Below are 20,099 nucleotides of genomic sequence, written 5' to 3'. Positions count from 1 at the left end.
GCCATTGATGACTGAATCGAACGACACGCCAATCCAGACGGAAGAAGGCGACGAGCGCCAACACCGCCGCATCAAGAGTTTTGTGATGCGCGCCGGGCGCATGACTGAAGGCCAGCAACGTGGCCTGGAGCAGGGCGCGCCGCTGTTCGTGCTGCCCCTGGCCGACGCGCCGGTGGACTTCGACCAGGTGTTCGGTCGCTCGGCACCGCGTTCGCTGGAGATCGGCTTCGGCATGGGCCATTCGCTGCTGGAAATGGCCGCAGCTTCGCCGGAGCAGGATTTCATCGGCGTCGAGGTTCACCGGCCGGGTGTTGGCGCGCTGCTCAATGGCGTGTTGACCCAGGGTTTGACCAACCTGCGGGTCTACGATTGCGATGCCATCGAAGTGCTCAACCGCTGCGTGGCGGATAACAGCCTCGATCGTCTGATGCTGTTTTTCCCGGACCCGTGGCACAAGAGCCGTCACCACAAGCGTCGTATCGTTCAGGCGTCATTCGCCGAGCTGGTGCGTAGCAAGTTGAAGGTCGGCGGTATTCTGCACATGGCCACTGACTGGGAACCGTACGCCGAGTACATGCTGGAAGTGATGAACGTTGCCCCGGGTTATCGCAACCTCGCCGAAGACGGCAAGTGCGTGCCACGCCCGGCCGAGCGCCCTATCACCAAGTTCGAACGCCGTGGCGAACGTCTTGGGCATGGGGTTTGGGATCTGAAGTTCGAGAAACAGTCCTAAACCCTACGCAACTGATCGTTCCCACGCTCTGCGTGGGAATGCCTCAACGGACGCTCCGCGTTCGGCTTTAGAGGGGACGCAGAGCGTCCCGGGCTGCATTCCCACGCAGAGCGTGGGAACGATCAATGTCCAGGAAATCAGCGGCGGTCGGCTACTACGCCAATCAACACCAACACCACCAACAACACCGGCGCCAGGCTGTAGTTGTTGAACTGGCTCAGGCCCTTGACGATCCACGGCGTGGCGTAGATCAGCGCCGCACCGCTGCCGATCATGCACAGCAGGGACATCAGCGGTACGCGCAAGGCGCCGGCGATGCTGCCCAGGCGTTGCTCGACCCAGCCTTTGAAATCCGCACCGAACAACACCAGCAGGCAACCTACCAGGGCGAGGGCGATTTCCGAGAGGTTGCTGCGGCTCCAGCGAGACGCGGTGGCGAGCAGGTCGAGTACCAAATCCATTCGATTTCCTTATGTCAGAAATTTCTGCAGCAAGTCGTTGAGGAAGAGTTGTCCGCGCTCAGTAGCCGCCAGACGTGACGGTTCGACCTGCAACAGGCCGCTTTGTTCGGCTTCGCGACGGCTTTCGGCGAGGCTTTCCAGTGTCATTCCAGTGCGTTCCGGATACAGCCGCGCCTCAACACCTGCAGTCAGGCGCAGGGCGTTCATCAGGAATTCGAACGGCATCTCGTCATTGGTCAGCGCTTTCTCGCCAGCCTGAAACTGTTTGGCCGGATTCAGGTAATCCTTCGGCAGGCGGGTCTTCCAGGTGCGCACGATGCGTCCGTCCGGATGGCTCAGCTTGCCGTGGGCACCGGCACCGATGCCAATGAAGTCGCCAAAACTCCAGTAATTGAGATTGTGCCGCGCCGGGCGACCGGGCTGTGCGTAGGCCGAGACTTCGTACTGCGCGTAACCGTGTTCGGCCAACAGCGCCTGCCCGGCCTCCTGGATATCCCACAGGGTGTCGTCTTCCGGCAGCGTCGGTGGCTGGTTCCAGAATACGGTGTTCGGTTCCAGGGTCAGCTGATACCAGGACAGGTGGGTCGGCTTCAGGGCGATGGCTTGGCGCAGGTCACTCAGGGCGTCGTCCAGCGATTGATCGGGCAGGCCGTGCATCAAGTCCAGGTTGAAGTTATCGAACCCCGCTTGACGGGCCATGCCGGCGGCGCGCACGGCCTCATCGCCGTTGTGGATGCGACCCAAGGCATTGAGCTTCTCTTGCTGGAAACTCTGGATGCCAATGGACAGGCGATTGATGCCCAGTGCGCGGTAGGCGACGAACTTCTCTTGTTCGAAGGTTCCTGGGTTGGCTTCCAGGGTGATTTCGATGTCGCTGGCAAAGGCAATGCGCTGTTCCACACCTTTGAGCAAGCGACCCAACGCCTGGGCGCTGAACAGGCTCGGCGTGCCGCCACCGAAGAAGATCGAACTCAGCTCACGGCCATAGACGGCGTGCAGGTCCTGATCGAGGTCGGCCAGCAACGCCTCGACATACTCTTCTTCCGGCAGCACGGGGCTGGCGGTGTGGGAGTTGAAGTCGCAATAAGGGCATTTGCGTACGCACCACGGGATGTGGATGTACAGCGCCAGGGGCGGCAGCACTGGCAGGGCCGCCCGAGGCGATTGTGCGGCGCCGCCGAAGATCAGAGGCGACGCGGAGGATTCACCGGTCATTTCAAGCCCAGACGCTGGCGCAGCAGATTCATTGCACGGGCGCGGTGACTGATCTGGTTCTTGTCGCTGGGCTTAAGCTCGGCGCTGGAGCAATCGCGCTCCGGTACCCAGAACAGCGGGTCGTAGCCAAAGCCGTGTTCGCCGCTCGCCTGGGTCAGGATGCGCCCGTGCCACAGGCCTTCGCAGAGAATCGGCAGTGGATCGTCGGCGTGACGCACCAGCGCCAGCACGCAGACGAACTGCGCGCCACGTTCGGCTTCAGGCACGTCCTTCAACACGTCGAGCAGCTTGGCGTTGTTCGCCGCATCACCCTTGCCATCGGCATAGCGCGCCGAGTAGATGCCCGGCGCACCGCCGAGGAAATCCACCGCCAGCCCGGAATCGTCCGCCAAGGCCGGCAGGCCGGAAATGCGCGCGGCATTGCGGGCCTTGAGGATGGCGTTCTCGACGAACGACAGGCCGGTTTCTTCAGGCTCCACACTGCTGAACTCGCCGATCGAGCGCAGTTGCACCGACTCGCCGAGCATGGCCTGGAGTTCCTTGAGTTTGCCGGCGTTATGGCTGGCCAGTACGAGTTGCGAGAAGTTGATCATTCGCCGGGGAAGAGCTCTTGGTTGAAGTTGATGGTGTTGATTTTGTCACCGGTCTGCACCTTGATGGCGAAGGTGCGGGTTTCCTGCTGTTCGACCGGGAACTGGGCGATGTAGTAGATCGCGCCTTGTTCGGTGATCTGACGGAATTTCAGGTTAACGCTCTGGCTGGTCAGGTCTTTGATCGTACCGCTGACCTGGGCCATCTGCGGCTTTCCGTCCTTGAGCACCGAAATGTTGATCACGCCCTGGTTCTTGCTGCGGGTGAGCTCCGCGGCCTTGGCGATATCCGGTGTCAGGAACGTCGAGTTGAAGGTGTTGTAGTGCACCGTCACATCGCCGAATTTTTCCTGGCGATCGCCTTTGATAGCATCGGCGGCCATGGCCGTGACGCTCAGGCAGGCAGTAAGTAGAAACAGCGCTAGACGACCCATGATCATTCTCCTCGAAATAAGGTGTTCAGACCGCGACCTTGTGGTCTGCAAGCCCCGGGCTGCTGACGCGGTAAATGCCGATCTCACCTAACAGATTAGGCCATAGCTTACTGGCCCACCCGTGTCGATGCTGTTGATCCACGGCCAGCCGATCAATGACCTTGGCTTCACGTTCGCGGCACAAGGCTTCAAAGTCTGCAAAAGTGCAGAAGTGAATGTTCGGCGTGTTGTACCAGGTGTAGGGCAGGAACTCGGAAACCGGCATCCGGCCCTTGCTCGCCAGGTACCAGCGGCAGCGCCAGTGACCGAAATTGGGGAAGGTGATGATGCACTGGCGGCCGACGCGCAGCATTTCTTCGAGGATCTTGTCCGGGTAGTGCACCGCTTGCAGCGCCTGGGTCATGACCACGATGTCGAAACTGTTGCTGGCAAAGTTGCCCAGGCCCTTGTCCAGGTCCTGCTCGATGACGTTGATGCCCTTGGCCACGCACTCGGCAATGTTATCCGCGTCGTTTTCCAGGCCGTAGCCGGTGACCTGCTTGTTGTCGCGTAGCCAGGTCAGCAACTCGCCATCACCGCAGCCGAGGTCGAGCACGCGGCTACCGGCGGGGATCCATTCCTGGATGATTTCCAGATCAGCTCTCATGGCTATCTCACAACGTAATGCGGTTCATGTAATTGCCGAACGCCTGCAAGTAGCGCGGGATCGGAATCAGGAAGGCGTCGTGGCCCTGCGGCGCGTCGATCTCCAGATAGCAGACGTCCTTGCGCGCGGCCATCAGCGCGTCCACCAGTTCCCGCGAGCGGGCAGGGGAGAAGCGCCAGTCGGTAGTGAACGACATCACGCAGAACTTGGCGGTGGCGCCGGCGAAGGTTTTCGCCAGGTCATCGTCGAAGTTGGCCGCCGGGTCGAAGTAGTCCAGGGCCTTGGTCATCAGCAGGTAAGTGTTGGCATCGAAACGCCCGGAGAACTCTTCACCCTGATAACGCAGATAGCTTTCGACCTGGAACTCGACGCTGTGGAAGTCGTAGTTGAGCTTCTCGCTTTTCAGGCCACGACCGAATTTTTCGCCCATGGAATCGTCGGACAGGTAGGTGATGTGCCCGACCATCCGCGCCAGCATCAGCCCGCGCTTGGGGATCACGCTGTGTTCCTGGAACGAACCGCCGTGGAATTCGGGGTCGGTGAGGATCGCCTGGCGTGCCACTTCGTTGAAGGCGATGTTTTGCGCCGACAGCTTGGGTGCCGAGGCGATGGCCAGGCAATGGCGGATGCGCTCAGGGTAAGTGATGCTCCATTGCATCGCCTGCATGCCGCCGAGGCTGCCGCCGATCACGGCCGCAAACTGGGCGATGCCGAGGCGATCGGCCAGGCGCGCCTGGCTGTGCACCCAGTCTTCCACGGTCAATACCGGGAAGTCGGCACCGAACGGCTTGCCGGTCTCCGGGTTGATGCTGCTCGGGCCGGTAGAGCCATTGCAGCCGCCGAGGTTGTTCAGGCTGACGACGAAGAACTTGCTGGTGTCGATGGGCTTGCCGGGGCCGATGCAGCTGTCCCACCAGCCGGGTTTGCGGTCGTCGGGGCTGTGATAGCCGGCGGCATGGTGGTGGCCGGACAAGGCGTGGCAGATCAGCACGGCGTTGCTCGCCGTGGCGTTCAGGGTGCCGTAGGTTTCGTAGATCAGGTCATAGGCCGGGAGCGAACGGCCGCAGGCCAACGCCAGGGCTTCGCTGAAGTGCGCCACTTGCGGCGTCACCAGGCCAACAGAATCGGGGGGAAAGGCAGCTGGCATCGACCCTGCTCTCGTTGAAATGAGGCGTAAGTCTAAAGACCGCTGGGGTTAGCGGCAAGCAAAGGCCGGGGCTGATTTCATTCAGTCAGACCGAGGCGCGTCCATCGCGGGCAAGCCTTGCTCCTTCAGGTCCAGGGTGCATACAAATCCCGCGACCGACTCAATACTGTAGGAGCAAGGCTTGCCCGCGATGAACGATGACGCGGTTAGCCTGCTGAACGCATCAGATCAGCCCGAAAAGCTCTTTCGGCATCAGCGCGTAGTGCGCAAGGCGCGGGATCAGCCAGCTTTGCAGCAACTGCAACGCGATAAAGGCGAAGATCGGCGAGATGTCGAGGCCGCCCAGGTTCGGAATGATCCGGCGGAACGGCGCGAGTACTGGTTCAGTGATCTGCTGGACCAGTTCTGCGCCTGGGTTGTGGCTCCCCGGAGCGACCCAGGACAGAATCACGCTGATGATCATCGCCCAGAACAGAATCTTCAAAAACAGCGCGACGATGCCGATCAGCGCCCACGGTGCCAGAAACAGCACATCGACCGAGTAACCACTGAGCAGCAGGATGACCGCGAACAGCGCCATTTGCACGATCAGGGCCAGCACCAGCGAGGACATGTCCAACCCGAACATGCTCGGGATAACCCGGCGCAGTGGCTTGAGCAGTGGTTGCGTGGCCTTGACGGCGAATTGGCAGAGCGGGTTGTAGAAGTTCGCCCGCACCAATTGCAGGATGAAACGCAGCAGCACGATCAAAAGATACAGGCTGCCCAGGGTCTGGATCACAAAAATGGCAGCGTCATTGAGTCCGAGCATTGTTGATTCCTTTTTAAGTGCTGATTAGCGACCGAGTTGCTCGGCCATTTCGGCCGAGCGGTGCGCGGCGGCGCCCAGGGCTTTTTCGACCAGTGCTTCGAAGCCATTGGCCTGGAACGATTTGATCGCGGCTTCTGTCGTGCCGGCAGGCGAAGTGACGCGGCGACGCAACTCGGCGGCGTCGACGTCGCTGGACACCGCCATGTGGGCGGCGCCCAGGGCGGTTTGCAAGGTCAGTTGGGCGGCGACGTCTGCTGGGAGGCCGAGTTTGACGCCAGCGGCGGTCATGGCTTCGATCAGCAGGAAAAAGTACGCAGGGCCCGAACCGGAAACGGCGGTGACCGCATCCAGCTGCTGTTCCTCGTCCAGCCACAGGGCAACGCCAACCGCCGATAGCAGGTCTTGAGCTTGCTGGCGCTGTTCAGCGGTCACCTGGGCGGTAGCGAACAAGCCGCTCACGCCCTGACGCAACAACGCCGGGGTGTTGGGCATGCAGCGCACGATCGGCTGGGCGCCGAGCCAGTTGTTCATGCTGGCGCAGGTGATGCCGGCGGCAATCGACACCACCAGCTGATCGGGTTTCAGGCTTGGGCGAATGGCTTCACAGACGACCTTCATCGCCTGGGGTTTCACTGCGAGCACGACCACATCGGCGCCTTCAATGGCCTGGGCATTGTCGGCGAACACTTCGATGCCATGTTCGGCGCTCACGCGGGCACGGGTTTCTTCGCCCGGATCGCTGGCGCGGATATGCGCCGCTTCCAGGCCTTTGGCCCGCAGGCCGCCGATCAGGCTGGCGGCCATGTTGCCGGCACCGATAAAGGCAATACGCGTCTTGCTCATGTCAGGTCCTTATGAATGGGGTCATGGTTGACCGTAATCTCTGGCGCCAAACAGGGCCGTACCGATACGGACCCAAGTGGCGCCCTGGGCAATAGCCGACTCGAGGTCGTGGCTCATGCCCATGGAAAGTGTGTCGAGTGGCAAATTCAGGCTGGCCTGCAGGCTTTGCACGGCAGCGAAAGCAGCATCCTGGGCGGCGCGATCTTCGGTCGGCTCGGGAATGGCCATCAACCCGCGCAACTTCAGGCGCGGCAAGGCGCTGATAGCGTTGGCCAGGGCCGGCAGGTCCGCGGGGGTGCAGCCGGATTTGCTGGCTTCACCGCTGACATTGACCTGGATGCAGATGTTCAACGGTGGCAATTCGGCGGGACGTTGTTCGGACAGGCGTTGCGCGATTTTCAGGCGATCCACGGAATGCACCCAGGCGAAGTGCTCGGCGATTGCACGAGTCTTGTTCGATTGAATGGGGCCGATGAAGTGCCAGATCAAGGGCAGGTCGGTCAGTTCAAGCTGCTTGCCCAGGGCTTCCTGCAGGTAGTTTTCGCCAAAGTCGCACAGGCCCGCGGCATGGGCTTCACGCAGCGCCTGTGCGGGTTTGGTCTTGCTGACGGCCAGTAAATGGACGCTGTTTTCATCGCGGTGGGCGGCGAGGGCGGCGGCGCGGATGCGTGAACCAACCCGTTCAATGTTGTCTGCTATCGTGGACATTCAAGAGGCGCCAGCGGTCTGAGGTTGGCGGCATTCTACTGGAATTGAGGGGTGCTATGGATATCACTGAGTTGCTGGCGTTCAGCGCCAAACAAGGCGCATCCGACCTGCATTTGTCGGCAGGCCTGCCGCCAATGATTCGCGTCGATGGCGATGTGCGGCGCATCAACTTGCCCGCCTTGGACCACAAGGAGGTGCAGGCGCTGATCTACGACATCATGAATGATGCCCAGCGGGTGGCGTTCGAGAAGCACCTGGAAACCGACTTTTCCTTTGATGTGCCCGGCGTCGCGCGATTCCGGGTCAATGCCTTCAATCAGAGTCGAGGCGCCGGAGCGGTCTTTCGCACGATTCCGTCCAGGGTCCAGAGCATGGAAGAATTGGGCATGGGCGAGGTGTTTCGCAAAATGACCGACGCGCCACGCGGCCTGGTCCTGGTGACAGGCCCGACGGGGTCCGGCAAGTCCACCACCCTGGCAGCGATGATCGATTACCTGAACAGCCATCGCCATCACCACATTCTCACGATTGAAGACCCTATCGAGTTTGTCCACGAATCGCGCAAATGCCTGATCAATCAGCGTGAAGTCCACCGTGATACCCGCAGTTTCGCGACAGCCTTACGTTCGGCCCTGCGCGAAGACCCGGACGTGATCCTGGTGGGGGAGATGCGTGACCTTGAAACCATCCGCCTGGCATTGACCGCTGCCGAGACCGGCCACCTGGTGTTCGGCACGCTGCACACGACCTCGGCGGCGAAAACCATCGACCGGATCATCGATGTGTTTCCGGGGGACGAGAAGTCGATGGTGCGTTCGATGCTTTCCGAATCGTTGCTGGCGGTGGTGTCCCAGACCCTGGTCAAGAAGATGGGTGGAGGGCGGGTTGCGGCCCACGAGATCATGCTCGGAACGTCGGCGATCCGTAACCTGATCCGTGAAGACAAGGTGGCGCAGATGTACTCGTCGATTCAGGCGGGCGGTTCGCTGGGGATGCAGACGCTGGATATGGGCTTGAGGGACTTGGTGACCAAGGGCGTAGTCAGTCGCGATCAGGCGCGGGAGAAGGCACGGTCGCCGGATAATTTTTGAGGGGGTTGATCGTTCCCACGCTCTGCGTGGGAATGCCTCTATGGACGCTCCGCGTCCGCTTCGGCAGGGACGCGGAGCGTCCCGGGCTGCATTCCCACGCGGAGCGTGGGAACGATCATGTCATGTCAGCGCTGAACAACCTGCAACGCTTTCTGATCTTTCGGCATAACCCGCTTGGCCACTACGTAGTGCTTTTCCCAGTACGGTTTCTTCAAGGTGTCGATGCTCACCGACTTGCCACGGCGTGGTGCGTGGATGAAGCGGTCGTTGCCCAGGTAGATGGCAACGTGATTGACTCGACGGCTCTTGATGTTGAAGAAAATCAGGTCGCCCGGTTTCAAATCGTTGCGATCGACTTTCTCGCCGTGACCGCTGGCCATTGCGTTGGAGGTACGTGGCAGGTCAAACGTGGCGTCGTTGAACGCGTATTTCACCAGGCCGCTGCAGTCGAAGCCTTTGCTCGGGCTGCTGCCGCCCCAGCGGTACGGCGTTCCGAGGACGTTGACGGCGCGGCTCAGCACGTTGCTGCTTTCCCTGGTCGCCATCGGCGGCACCAGGCTGCTCTTGCTGACCAGCTGCGGAGCTAGTTTGACCGATTTCTTGCTTTTGCTCGAAGGAGCGGAAGCATGGGATTTTTGGGTGTAACCATTAACGCTCGGAAGACGTTGCTCACGATTGGTGGCGTGGGCGGCCAGTGGCAATAATAGGCAAATGGTTAGCCATGTCTTGAAAAATGGACGCATTAGGCAGGGCTCGTATAAGTTAGCGCGCAACTTTATAACAGCTTTTTTTGGCATTCCGAGGCCGTTGGTCGATTCCATCGGGGTCTAAGGGAACCAAATGAGCGGAAAACTGACGCAATTGTCTGACAGAAGTCAGATGCCATAAGGGTTTGGCGGAAGGGACAGTATCAGTTGCCATACGTCGGCTGCTCGTAAAAAAGTCACAAAGATTTAAAGAATATTTATCTATCGTGTGAATCGAGGTCCTCCATGAACACCTATCAACCGCCCGTCCCGCAGCAAGACACGCACAGCAAAGTGATCGGTTACCTGCTGTGGATTTTTGGATTTACCGGCGCTCACCGCTTTTATTACGGCAAGCCGGTGACCGGGACGATCTGGTTCTTCACCTTCGGTTTACTGGGGATTGGCTGGTTGATCGACCTGTTCCTGATCCCGGCCATGGACCGTGAAGCGGACCTGCGATTTACCGCAGGCCCCATCGAATACAACGTGGCGTGGATCCTGCTGACGTTCCTCGGGGTGTTCGGTGTGCACCGGATGTATCAGGGGAAGTGGATCAGCGGGTTGCTGTACCTGGTGACGGGTGGGTTGTTCTTTATGGGGGTGCTGTATGACTTCTGGACGTTGAACGATCAGGTATCCATTCGCAACGCGCAGCGGCGCTGATTATTGTGGCGAGGGGGTTTACCCCCGTTGGGCTGCGCAGCAGCCCCAAAATCAGCAACGAGTTCTTTCAGATAGATCTCATTTTCTGATTTGCGACTGCTGCGCAGCCGAACGGGGGTAAACCCCCTCGCCACAGGGTTTACGCCTGGTGACTGATCCGCCCATCCACCAGGGTGTAACGCACCACACCCGGCAGGCTGTGGCCCAGGAACGGGCAGTTCTCGCCTTTGGACAGCCAGGTCTCACCGGCTACGGTCGAGGCCGCCGGGTCGAATAGCACGATATCCGCCGCGCCACCCACCGCCAACTTCCCCGCCGGCAGACGCAACGCCTCGGCAGGGCCAGCACTGAGTCGCGCAAGCAGCGTCGGCAGGTCCAGCAAGCCGTCTTCCACCAGCGTCATCGCCAGCGGCAGCAGCAGTTCAACACTGCTGATACCTGGCTCGGTAGCCCCGAATGGCGCCAGCTTGGCGTCCCGTTCGTGAGGTTGGTGATGGCTGGAGATGGCCGAGACCACGCCTGACTTCACTGCCGCACGCAAGCCATCGCGGTCGGCGCGGGTGCGCAGCGGTGGCTGCACGTGATAGAGGCTGCTGAAATCGATCAGCGCTTCGTCGGTCAGTATCAACTGGTACAGGGCGACATCCGCGGTGACCTTCAGGCCACGCTGCTGGGCCTGGGCGATCAGGGCTACACCACGCGCGCTGGTGAGCTGGCTGAAGTGCGCACGCACGCCTGTCTGTTCGACCAGCAGCAGGTCCCTGGCCAGGGCCACGGTTTCGGCGGTTTCCGGAATGCCCGGCAGGCCGAGGAAGCTCGCGGTCGGGCCTTCATGGGCCAGGCCGCCTTCCGCCAGGTCGTGGTCCTGGGAGTTGAAAATCACCGTGAGGTCGAAGGTGGCCGCGTAATCCAGCGCCCGGCACAGGGTGCGGGTGTTGCGGAAACTCTCCAGGCCGTTGCCGAAGGCCACGCAACCGGCATCGCGCAGCGCGACCAGCTCGGCCAGCTGTTCGCCGTCCAGGCCTTTGCTCAGTGCGCCGATCGGGAAGACTTTGGTGTTGCCGGCCTCGCGGGCACGGTCGAGGATCAGCTCGGCCACGGCCGAGGTGTCCAGCACCGGTTTGGTTTTCGGTGGGCAGCACAGGCTGGTGACGCCGCCGGCAGCTGCCGCTCGGGTTTCGCTGGCGATCGAGCCTTTACGGCTGTAACCCGGCTCGCGCAGGGCGACGTTGAGGTCGACCAGCCCCGGGGCGGCGACCAGGCCTTTGGCGTCGAGGGTGTCGACGGCGACAAAGCCGGCGGGCGCGGCGCCAATAGCGACGATCTTGCAAGCTTCAATGTGGATATCGGTGACTAGATCCAGGCCAGTGGTCGGATCAATGACACGGGCGCCGAGAATGCTGAGCTTCACTGGGCGTTCTCCTGCTCGAATTGGCGCTGGGCGGTCTGTCCGCTCATGGCCATGGACAAAACGGCCATACGAATCGCGATGCCGTAGGTCACCTGGTTGAGAATCACCGAGTGCGGGCCGTCGGCCACCGCCGATTCGATTTCCACGCCACGGTTGATCGGCCCCGGGTGCATGACGATGGCATCGGGTTTGGCGCCGGCCAGGCGCGCGGTGGTCAGGCCGAACAGGCGGTAGAACTCGCCTTCGCTCGGCAGCAGGCCACCGGTCATGCGCTCACGCTGCAGACGCAGCATGATCACCACGTCGACGTCTTTCAGGCCTTCGGTCATGTCGGTGTAGACCTTCACGCCGTATTGCTCGATGCCGATCGGCAGCAGGGTCTTCGGCGCGATCACGCGGATGTCCGGGCAGCCCAGGGTTTTCAGGGCCAGCATGTTCGAGCGCGCAACCCGCGAGTGCAGGATGTCGCCGACGATGGCCACCGAAAGGTTTTCGAAGCCGCCCTTGTGCCGGCGGATGGTGAGCATGTCCAGCATGCCCTGGGTCGGGTGGGCGTGACGGCCGTCGCCGCCGTTGATGATCGCCACTTGTGGGCAAACATGTTCGGCGATGAAGTGTGCCGCGCCGGAATCTCCGTGGCGCACGACGAACATGTCGGCGGCCATGGCTTCCAGGTTGCGCAGCGTGTCGAGCAGGGTTTCGCCCTTGCTCGCCGACGACGTAGACACGTTCAGGGTGATCACGTCCGCGGACAGCCGCTGGGCCGCCAGTTCGAAGGTGGTGCGGGTGCGCGTGGAGTTTTCGAAGAATACGTTGCACACGGTCTTGCCGCGCAGCAACGGGACTTTCTTCACCGCCCGGGCGCCGACTTCGAGGAAAGAGTCGGCGGTGTCGAGGATTTCCGTCAGCAGCTCGCGGCGCAAACCGTCGAGCGAGAGGAAGTGGCGCAGCTGGCCCTGATCATTGAGCTGCAGCGGGCGCTTGGTATCTAAAGGCGTCATCGCGAGGGGGACTCTCAATAGGGCGAATTAAAGGGCGAGGTCTTGCAGTTCGAGCTTGAGTTCCGGCCCAGACAGTTTCACCCGTTCGTGGGCTGCCAGGGACAGGGTCGCGCCCAGTACGTTCGGGCGGATCGGCAGTTCCCCGGCGTCCAGGTCCAGCAGGCATACCAGCGTCACGCTGGCCGGGCGACCATAGTCGAAGAGTTCGTTCATGGCGGCGCGGATGGTCCGCCCGCTCATCAGTACGTCGTCGATCAGCACCAGGTGCTGGCCTTCGATCTCGAACGGCAGGGCCGACGGGCGCACTTGCGGGTGCAGGCCGTTCTGGCTGAAGTCGTCGCGGTAGAAGGAAACGTCGAGTGTGCCAAGAGGTTCAGCGCTGCCCAGCTCTTTGAGCAGGGCCTGGGCAACCCACACGCCACCGGTACGAATGCCGATGTAGCGCGGTTCGCTGATGCCACGGTGTTCCAGGTGTGCCTTGAGACGGATCGCCATCTGGCTGATCAGTTCGGCGGGATTGGGCAGGCTCATGGTTGCTCCTTCTTGGGCCCGAGCCGGGTCGTTGCTTGAGGTGGCTCGGGTTGTAGCTAAAAGAGACGGGTGACGGCTCTTCAGGATTAGGATTCGAACAATGCGCTGTTCTCGTCGAGCCAACCTTGCAGCAGCAGGGCGGCGGCGATGGCATCGACCGGGTTGTCGCGGTAACTGCCTTTTTGCCCGCCCCGGGCCAGGCGTTCACCCTTGGCCTCGAAGGTGGTCAGGCGTTCATCGTGGGTGTAGAAGGGCAGGTTGAAGCGACCGTTCAGGCGTCGGGCGAATTTTTCCGCGCGGGCGCACATGTCGCTGGGCGTGCCGTCCATGTTCAGCGGCAGGCCGACCACCACGGCGTCGGGTTTCCACTCTTTGATCAGCGCTTCGACCTGATCCCAGTCGGGAATACCGTTTTGTGCCTTCAAGGTACACAGCTCGCGGGCCTGGCCGGTAATGACCTGGCCAACCGCAACGCCGATCTGTTTGGTGCCGTAGTCGAATCCCAGAATCAACCGCAGGGCCATCAGGCGTGCCCCGCCTGGCTGGTGAGCAGGCTGAGATTGACGCCCAGGTGTTTGGCCGCCGCTTCAAGGCGCAGCTCGCTGCTGGTGTTGAACAGGATGTCGGCATGGTACGGGCAGGTCAGCCAGGCGTTCTGGGCCAGTTCGGCCTCCAGTTGCCCGGCTTCCCAGCCGGCATAACCCAGTGTGATCACGCTTTTCGCCGGGCCGACGCCATCGGCGATGGCGAACAGCACGTCCTGGGAGGTCGACAGGGACAGCTCGCCTTCCAGATCAACGGTCGCCTGAAAACTCTGGCCCTTGGGGTGCAGGACAAAGCCGCGATCGGTCTGCACCGGACCGCCGATGAAGATCGGCACGTGCTGGCAGAGCGCTGGCGGCTCGATGTCCGGGCGCAACTGCTCGAGGATATCGGCCAGGTTCAGATCCTGCGGACGGTTGACCACCAGCCCCATGGCACCATTGGCCGTGTGCTCGACGATGTAGGTCAAGGTGTGCGCAAAGTTCGGGTCGACCATGTGAGGCATGGCGATCAGGAATTGATGCTTGAGGTAGCTGGGGCTGACGTTTTTCATGAGCGCTAGTGTGGCGTTGGAGGGGCGAACTGACAAGCCGGGGATGCAAATCTGACACGTTTCCCTGTAGGAGCGAGCATGCTCGCGATGGTCGTCAACGATAACGCTGCGAGCCTGATACCCCGCGGTGTCCTCAGGTTTTTCGCGAGCATGCTCGCTCCTACAGGGGGTAGTGTTGGTCAGTTGCTGGAGAGGCGATCGCCGCGCGCAAATTTCCAGGTACGGATGATTTCCAGGCGATCGATGTCCGACAGGTCCCCGGTAAAGGGGGCGAACGGCGCCGCCAGCCGCACGATGCGTTGGGCCGCCTGATCCAGCAGTGGTTGCCCGGACGATTCCAGCACCAGCACCTCATACAGCGAGCCGTCGCGGTTGATCGAGACCATCAGGCGCAAGTTGCCGTAAATCTGCTTGCGCCGGGCTTCGTCGGGGTAATTGAGGTTACCGATGCGCTCGACTTTTTTACGCCATTCGTCCTTATACCAGGCGCCCTTGTCGCGCATGGTCGAAGCGGCGCTCAGGCGGTGGATGCGCGGGCGCTTGGCGTACAACTGTTGTTCGTGGGCCAGTTCGGCTTCGAGGCTGGCGATGTCGCTGGACAGCTGTTCACTGTCAAATGTCGGTGCCGCCACCGCAGGTTTGGTGACGGGCTTGGGCTCTTCGGTTTTCGCCGCGGCTTTCTTCGGCTTCGGCGCGACGGTGGTCACGGCAGCCTTGGGCGGGGCCTCCTGCTGTTCAGGCTTGGCCGCTGGCGGTGGCGTGACTTTCTGTACCTTGTTGTCCTGGAACGGCGCGATCTCGGTGGTCTTGGGAATTGCCTTTTTATCCAGGGTGCCGCTGCCTTGCTGATTTTCCTGGGCGAGGAAATCGGCCTTTTCCGGCTTCTTTTCGCTTTTGAAGGTGGCGAGGGTGATTTCCAGGGTTTTGCTGATCTGCTGGGGCTCGACCATCGTGAACCCGACACCCAGCAGTAATGCCAGGTGGATCAGCGCCGCCAGGAACAGGGTAAAACCGAGGCGATCGGCCGGGCGCACGCCGTAATGGGCGAGTTCGGGAGGCAGATCGGACGGGAGGGTCATGACAAGGAAACCAACATCGCGTTTTCACAGGCCGCGCATGATAACGCAATGTTGGTTTGGCTTTTCAACGGGCCTTGAGCTTCTGATCGATGGCGTCCATCAGCATGCCGCCAATATCGGTGCCGAAGGCGTTATCGATTTCGCGGATGCAGGTCGGGCTGGTGACGTTGATCTCGGTCAGGTGCTCGCCGATCACATCGAGGCCGACAAACAGCAGTCCTTTTTCGCGCAGGGTCGGGCCGACTTGCGCGGCGATCCAGCGATCCTTGTCGGTCAGCGGGCGGGCTTCGCCACGGCCACCGGCGGCCAGATTGCCACGGGTTTCGCCAGCGGCCGGAATCCGTGCCAGGCAGTAATCCACCGGTTCGCCGTCGATCATCAGGATGCGCTTGTCGCCATCGACGATAGCCGGCAGGTAGCCCTGGATCATGATCTGCTGTTGACCATGCAGGGTCAGGGTTTCGAGGATCACCGACAGGTTCGGGTGACCGGCGGTGTGACGGAAGATCGAGGACCCGCCCATGCCGTCCAGCGGCTTGAGAATCACATCGCCATGATGGTCGGCGAATTCGCGCAATACGTCAGGGCGACGGCTGACGATGGTCGGTGGCGTGCACTGCGGGAACAGCGTGGCGAACAGCTTTTCGTTGCAGTCGCGCAAGCTCTGCGGCTTGTTGACCACCAGCACGCCAGCGCTCTCGGCCTGTTCCAGCAAATAGGTGGAATAGACGAATTCCATGTCGAATGGCGGATCCTTGCGCATCAGGATCACGTCCAGATCGCTCAGCAGGGTGTCCTGCTCGGCTTCCAGCTCGAACCATTTTTCCGGGTTGGCGAACACTTTCAACGGACGCATCCGCGCCCGCGCCTGACCTTCGGCCTGGTACAGGTCGCGCTGCTCCATGTAGAACAGTTCCCAGCCGCGTTTCTGTGCGGCCAGCAGCATGGCCAGCGAGCTATCCTTTTTATAGGAGATGCTGGCGATAGGATCCATGACAATCCCGACACGAACGCTCATGGGGTATTCCTCTGAAGTGGGTGAGGCCTATGTGAATCCCTGTAGGAGCGAGCATGCTCGCGATGGACTCAGGACACCGCGCTCATCCTGCTGACACGCGTCATCGTTGACGACCATCGCGAGCAGGCTCGCTCCCACAAAAGATCAATCCAAAGGACCGTATAAAAGTGGCGTCAGAGTGGCGCTGAGTGTGTTTGCGGTCAAGGAAAAACCACTGCCAGGGCGGGCCGATAGATTGGATTTGGAGACTGTGCTAAAAAGGCTGCCATGTCGTGCCGGCCCTTGAGCATCAAGGGTTTCGAGTCCTCGACGACCCGCAAATGGACAAATAGATTCGTAAAGGCGACGGTAGAGCAATTATGGAACAGCAACCCAGCGCCTTGAAGGTCATGGTGATCGACGATTCGAAAACGATTCGCCGCACCGCCGAAACACTGCTCAAGAACGTGGGTTGTGAAGTCATCACGGCCATCGACGGGTTCGATGCCCTGGCCAAGATCGCCGACCACCACCCCGGCATCATCTTTGTCGACATCATGATGCCGCGCCTGGATGGCTATCAGACCTGCGCTTTAATCAAGAACAACAGTGCATTCAAGTCCACGCCAGTGATTATGCTGTCGTCCAAGGACGGGCTGTTCGACAAGGCCAAGGGGCGCATTGTCGGCTCCGACCAGTTCCTGACCAAACCTTTCAGCAAGGAAGAACTGCTGAACGCGATCCAGGCCCATGTTCCGGGCTTTGCCGCTGTTTTGCCGCAGTAAGACACCTACAGTGACGCTCGGCCATTGGGCCTTGCGCCGACAAGAATGGGGAAGACCATGGCACGTATCCTGATCGTCGATGATTCGCCGACTGAAATGTACAAACTGACCGGCATGCTGGAAAAGCACGGTCATGAAGTATTGAAAGCCGAAAACGGCGCAGACGGCGTGGCCCTGGCCCGCCAGGAAAAACCTGACGCGGTGCTGATGGATATCGTCATGCCCGGGCTCAACGGTTTCCAGGCGACCCGCCAGTTGACCAAAGACCCGGAAACCGGGCACATCCCGGTGATCATCATCACCACCAAGGATCAGGAAACCGACAAGGTCTGGGGCACGCGCCAAGGGGCCAGAGACTACCTGACCAAGCCGGTCGACGAAGACACCCTGATCAAGACCCTGAACAACGTGCTGGCCGGTTGATCACAGGGCCATGAGCGATTCACTGACCGCCTTCGAACTGCTGCTGCAGATTGACCGGCGCTGTCGCTTGCTGGCGGCGGACTTGCCTTCCCAGCCGAGCCGCCAGGACAGCTGGAGCGGCATCGGTTTTCGCTTGGGCGAATACTGGTACGTGGCGCCCATGGGCGAAGTCGGTGAAGTGTTGCACGAGCCGCGTTTTACCTTGGTGCCCGGGGTCAAGTCCTGGGTCAAGGGCGTGGCCAATCTGCGCGGGCGTTTGTTGCCGATCATGGATCTGGCGGGCTTCTTCGGCCATGAACTGTCCGCGGCGCGCCGACAACGGCGAGTGCTGGTGGTAGAGCATCAAGAGGTGTTCGCCGGGCTGATGGTCGATGAGGTCTTTGGTTTGCAGCACTTTGCGCGGGACAGTCTGGAGCCGATAGACACCTTGAGCGGCCCGATCGCACCGTTTGTTACAGGCCGGTTTCAGCGCGAGCAGAGCTGGCAGGTGTTCAGCCCGTTTGAGTTCGTGCGTTCGCAGGGCTTCATGAACATCGCGGTTTAATTGGAACAACACAGATCTAATGTGGGAGCGGGCAAGCCCAGAAGTTGGTTAACAGGCGAAGACCGATGATAAAAGCAAAAGCAGGCAAGCCAATGGAAGGGTCGCGGAGTCGGTCGCAGATCATCGCGCTGTTCATCGCACTGATCGTCTTCATCATGTTGTTGTTCGCCAACTTCGCGTACCTCAACACCCAGGCCACTTACGACAAACAGTACATCGGCCACGCCGGTGAGCTGCGCGTGCTGTCCCAGCGTATTGCCAAGAATGCCACCGAAGCTGCTGCCGGTAAGGCTGCGGCGTTCAAGTTGCTCAGCGATGCGCGCAACGATTTTGCCCGGCGCTGGAGCTATCTGAAGAAAGGCGACCCCGCTACCGGCCTGCCACCGGCACCGGCCAGCGTGCGCCCGGAAATGCGCGCCGTGCAACTGGACTGGGAACGCCTGCTGAAAAACACCGACGCCATTTTGTCCAGCGAACAGACGGTGTTGTCGCTGCATCAGGTCGCCGCGACCCTGGCCGAAACCGTCCCGCAACTGCAGGTTGAATACGAAAAAGTGGTGGAAACCCTGCTGCAACGCGGCGCCCCGGCTGCGCAGGTGGCGATGGCCCAGCGTCAATCACTGTTGGCCGAACGTATTTTAGGTGCGGTCAATACCGTGTTGTCCGGCGACGAGAACTCACAGCAGGCCGCCGATGCGTTCGGCCGTGATGCGGCGCGTTTCGGCCAGGTGCTCAACGGCATGCTCCAGGGCAATGCGGCGCTGCGGGTCAGCCAGGTCGAGGACCGTGACGCGCGCGCGCGGCTGATCGAGATTTCCGAGCTGTTCGAGTTCGTCTCCGGCTCAGTGGATGAAATCCTCGAAACCTCACCGGAGCTGTTCAAGGTCCGTGAGTCGGCCACCAATATTTTCAGTCTGTCGCAAACCCTGCTCGACGAAGCTTCCCACCTGGCCAGCGGCTTCGAAAACCTCGCCGGGGGACGTGACACCGACACCATCGGCGGCTATGTCCTGGGCCTGGCGGCGTTGATGTCGATCATCCTCATCGGCCTGGTGATGGTGCGCGAAACCAATCGCCAGCTGCGCGAAACCGCCGAAAAGAACGAGCGCAACCAGAACGCGATCATGCGTCTGCTCGACGAAATCGAAGACCTGGCCGACGGCGACCTGACCGTGACCGCCACAGTGACCGAAGACTTCACCGGGACCATTGCCGATTCGATCAACTATTCTGTGGACCAACTGCGCGATCTGGTGGCAACGATCAACCTGACGGCCGGCCAGGTCGCTGCCGCCGTGCAGGAAACCCAGGCCACCGCAATGCATCTGGCGCAGGCCTCGGAACATCAGGCCCAACAGATTTCCGAAGCCTCCACCGCGATCAACGACATGGCTCAGTCCATCGATCAGGTGTCGGCCAACGCCGCCGAATCCTCGGCGGTGGCCGAGCGTTCGGTGGAAATCGCCAACAAGGGCAACGAGGTAGTGCACAACACCATCCATGGCATGGACAACATCCGCGAACAGATCCAGGACACCGCCAAGCGGATCAAGCGCCTTGGCGAGTCTTCCCAGGAAATCGGCGATATTGTCAGCTTGATCGATGATATTGCCGACCAGACCAACATCCTCGCCCTCAACGCGGCGATCCAGGCGTCCATGGCCGGTGATGCCGGGCGTGGTTTCGCGGTGGTCGCCGACGAGGTGCAGCGCCTGGCGGAACGTTCTTCGGCCGCGACGCGGCAGATCGAGACCCTGGTGCGGGCGATCCAGGCCGACACCAACGAAGCGGTCATTTCCATGGAGCAGACCACCACCGAAGTGGTGCGCGGCGCGCGTCTGGCGCAGGATGCCGGTGTGGCCCTGGAAGAAATCGAAGGGGTATCCAAGACCCTGGCGGCGCTGATCCAGAGCATTTCCAACGCGGCGCAACAACAGACGTCGTCTGCCGGTCAGATTTCCCTGACGATGAACGTGATCCAGCAGATCACCACGCAGACCTCGTCGGGCTCTACCGCCACCGCCGAGAGCATCGGCAACCTGGCGAAAATGGCCAGCCAGTTGCGGCGTTCGGTTTCCGGTTTCACCTTGCCGGCCACCAAGGCGCAGGTCGCGGACAAAGCTTGAACCGCCCCCGGGCAT

At 61.1% G+C, this 20,099-nt stretch carries 24 protein-coding genes; 7 read left to right on the top strand and 17 right to left on the bottom strand.

What is annotated here, in order from left to right; genetic code table 11:
• Window positions 1-7: 7 nt before the first annotated feature.
• Window positions 8-733 (top strand): tRNA (guanosine(46)-N7)-methyltransferase TrmB, encoded by a 726-nt coding sequence (gene trmB / locus ACA058_RS29195; RefSeq protein ID WP_020797367.1) that lies wholly within the window; start codon window positions 8-10, stop codon window positions 731-733.
• 137 nt (window positions 734-870) lie between these two features.
• Here the strand turns inward: trmB and ACA058_RS29190 are convergent, their stop codons facing one another.
• From ACA058_RS29190 to ACA058_RS29150, 9 genes are all read right to left on the bottom strand, one after another.
• Window positions 871-1,194: a DUF3392 domain-containing protein gene (locus ACA058_RS29190; RefSeq protein ID WP_008063519.1), complete on the bottom strand. Its 324-nt coding sequence runs from the start codon at window positions 1,192-1,194 to the stop codon at window positions 871-873.
• 9 nt (window positions 1,195-1,203) lie between these two features.
• Complete coding sequence (hemW, locus tag ACA058_RS29185) at window positions 1,204-2,409, bottom strand: radical SAM family heme chaperone HemW (protein ID WP_497636998.1); 1,206 nt, start codon at window positions 2,407-2,409, stop codon at window positions 1,204-1,206.
• A complete protein-coding gene (rdgB, locus tag ACA058_RS29180; RefSeq protein ID WP_497636997.1) occupies window positions 2,406-3,002 on the bottom strand; it encodes an RdgB/HAM1 family non-canonical purine NTP pyrophosphatase in 597 nt (198 codons plus the stop codon). Before rdgB ends, hemW begins: the two co-directional genes overlap by 4 nt.
• Complete coding sequence (locus ACA058_RS29175; RefSeq protein ID WP_497636996.1) at window positions 2,999-3,433, bottom strand: DUF4426 domain-containing protein; 435 nt, start codon at window positions 3,431-3,433, stop codon at window positions 2,999-3,001. Before ACA058_RS29175 ends, rdgB begins: the two co-directional genes overlap by 4 nt.
• Before the next feature lie 25 nt (window positions 3,434-3,458).
• Window positions 3,459-4,079 (bottom strand): methionine biosynthesis protein MetW, encoded by a 621-nt coding sequence (metW, locus tag ACA058_RS29170; RefSeq protein ID WP_274075653.1) that lies wholly within the window; start codon window positions 4,077-4,079, stop codon window positions 3,459-3,461.
• Window positions 4,080-4,086: 7 nt separating this feature from the next.
• Window positions 4,087-5,226: a homoserine O-succinyltransferase MetX gene (metX, locus tag ACA058_RS29165; RefSeq protein ID WP_497636995.1), complete on the bottom strand. Its 1,140-nt coding sequence runs from the start codon at window positions 5,224-5,226 to the stop codon at window positions 4,087-4,089.
• A gap of 223 nt (window positions 5,227-5,449) precedes the next feature.
• Window positions 5,450-6,037 (bottom strand): YggT family protein, encoded by a 588-nt coding sequence (locus tag ACA058_RS29160; protein WP_497636994.1) that lies wholly within the window; start codon window positions 6,035-6,037, stop codon window positions 5,450-5,452.
• A gap of 24 nt (window positions 6,038-6,061) precedes the next feature.
• Complete coding sequence (gene proC / locus ACA058_RS29155) at window positions 6,062-6,880, bottom strand: pyrroline-5-carboxylate reductase (RefSeq protein ID WP_497636993.1); 819 nt, start codon at window positions 6,878-6,880, stop codon at window positions 6,062-6,064.
• 21 nt (window positions 6,881-6,901) lie between these two features.
• Complete coding sequence (locus tag ACA058_RS29150) at window positions 6,902-7,588, bottom strand: YggS family pyridoxal phosphate-dependent enzyme (protein WP_497636992.1); 687 nt, start codon at window positions 7,586-7,588, stop codon at window positions 6,902-6,904.
• A 56-nt stretch (window positions 7,589-7,644) separates the two neighbouring features.
• On the opposite strand from ACA058_RS29150, the gene ACA058_RS29145 reads away from it, so the two are divergent.
• The gene (locus ACA058_RS29145; RefSeq protein WP_497636991.1) at window positions 7,645-8,679 is read left to right on the top strand and encodes a type IV pilus twitching motility protein PilT; all 1,035 of its coding nucleotides are present in this window, start codon (window positions 7,645-7,647) and stop codon (window positions 8,677-8,679) included.
• A 125-nt stretch (window positions 8,680-8,804) separates the two neighbouring features.
• Here the strand turns inward: ACA058_RS29145 and ACA058_RS29140 are convergent, their stop codons facing one another.
• On the bottom strand, window positions 8,805-9,422 hold the full coding sequence (locus ACA058_RS29140) for a C40 family peptidase (protein ID WP_497636990.1): 618 nt from the start codon (window positions 9,420-9,422) through the stop codon (window positions 8,805-8,807).
• A gap of 249 nt (window positions 9,423-9,671) precedes the next feature.
• Between ACA058_RS29140 and ACA058_RS29135 the strand changes: the two genes are divergently transcribed.
• Complete coding sequence (locus ACA058_RS29135; protein ID WP_497636989.1) at window positions 9,672-10,091, top strand: NINE protein; 420 nt, start codon at window positions 9,672-9,674, stop codon at window positions 10,089-10,091.
• Window positions 10,092-10,230: 139 nt separating this feature from the next.
• Here the strand turns inward: ACA058_RS29135 and ACA058_RS29130 are convergent, their stop codons facing one another.
• From ACA058_RS29130 to gshB, 7 genes are all read right to left on the bottom strand, one after another.
• A complete protein-coding gene (locus tag ACA058_RS29130; RefSeq protein ID WP_497636988.1) occupies window positions 10,231-11,502 on the bottom strand; it encodes a dihydroorotase in 1,272 nt (423 codons plus the stop codon).
• Window positions 11,499-12,503, bottom strand: coding sequence for an aspartate carbamoyltransferase catalytic subunit (locus ACA058_RS29125; RefSeq protein WP_046818333.1), 1,005 nt, complete (start codon window positions 12,501-12,503; stop codon window positions 11,499-11,501). Before ACA058_RS29125 ends, ACA058_RS29130 begins: the two co-directional genes overlap by 4 nt.
• A gap of 27 nt (window positions 12,504-12,530) precedes the next feature.
• Window positions 12,531-13,034 carry a bifunctional pyr operon transcriptional regulator/uracil phosphoribosyltransferase PyrR gene (gene pyrR, locus ACA058_RS29120; RefSeq protein WP_008063485.1) on the bottom strand — a complete coding sequence of 168 codons (504 nt, stop codon included), beginning with the start codon at window positions 13,032-13,034 and terminating at the stop codon, window positions 12,531-12,533.
• 86 nt (window positions 13,035-13,120) lie between these two features.
• Window positions 13,121-13,558 (bottom strand): Holliday junction resolvase RuvX, encoded by a 438-nt coding sequence (gene ruvX, locus ACA058_RS29115; protein ID WP_093229138.1) that lies wholly within the window; start codon window positions 13,556-13,558, stop codon window positions 13,121-13,123.
• The gene (locus tag ACA058_RS29110) at window positions 13,558-14,130 is read right to left on the bottom strand and encodes a YqgE/AlgH family protein (protein WP_497636987.1); all 573 of its coding nucleotides are present in this window, start codon (window positions 14,128-14,130) and stop codon (window positions 13,558-13,560) included. Before ACA058_RS29110 ends, ruvX begins: the two co-directional genes overlap by 1 nt.
• Before the next feature lie 179 nt (window positions 14,131-14,309).
• Window positions 14,310-15,209, bottom strand: a complete 900-nt coding sequence (locus ACA058_RS29105; RefSeq protein ID WP_497636986.1) for an energy transducer TonB — start codon at window positions 15,207-15,209, stop codon at window positions 14,310-14,312.
• A 64-nt stretch (window positions 15,210-15,273) separates the two neighbouring features.
• Complete coding sequence (gene gshB / locus ACA058_RS29100; RefSeq protein ID WP_497636985.1) at window positions 15,274-16,227, bottom strand: glutathione synthase; 954 nt, start codon at window positions 16,225-16,227, stop codon at window positions 15,274-15,276.
• Between the two features lie 359 nt (window positions 16,228-16,586).
• Here gshB and pilG point away from each other — a divergent pair, with 359 nt between their 5' ends.
• The 4 genes from pilG (at window position 16,587) to ACA058_RS29080 (ending at window position 20,084) form a co-directional block, all read left to right on the top strand.
• Window positions 16,587-16,991, top strand: a complete 405-nt coding sequence (gene pilG, locus ACA058_RS29095; protein ID WP_046818327.1) for a twitching motility response regulator PilG — start codon at window positions 16,587-16,589, stop codon at window positions 16,989-16,991.
• A gap of 57 nt (window positions 16,992-17,048) precedes the next feature.
• Window positions 17,049-17,414 (top strand): twitching motility response regulator PilH, encoded by a 366-nt coding sequence (gene pilH / locus ACA058_RS29090; protein WP_007987790.1) that lies wholly within the window; start codon window positions 17,049-17,051, stop codon window positions 17,412-17,414.
• A 10-nt stretch (window positions 17,415-17,424) separates the two neighbouring features.
• Complete coding sequence (locus ACA058_RS29085; RefSeq protein WP_497636984.1) at window positions 17,425-17,958, top strand: chemotaxis protein CheW; 534 nt, start codon at window positions 17,425-17,427, stop codon at window positions 17,956-17,958.
• Between the two features lie 65 nt (window positions 17,959-18,023).
• The gene (locus ACA058_RS29080) at window positions 18,024-20,084 is read left to right on the top strand and encodes a methyl-accepting chemotaxis protein (protein WP_497636983.1); all 2,061 of its coding nucleotides are present in this window, start codon (window positions 18,024-18,026) and stop codon (window positions 20,082-20,084) included.
• Window positions 20,085-20,099: the final 15 nt, after the last annotated feature.

The sequence above is a fragment of the Pseudomonas sp. LBUM1649 genome (genome assembly GCF_059716155.1).
The sequence above is the reverse complement of the archived record's forward strand: the minus strand, read 5'-3'. Positions and strand labels throughout refer to the sequence as shown.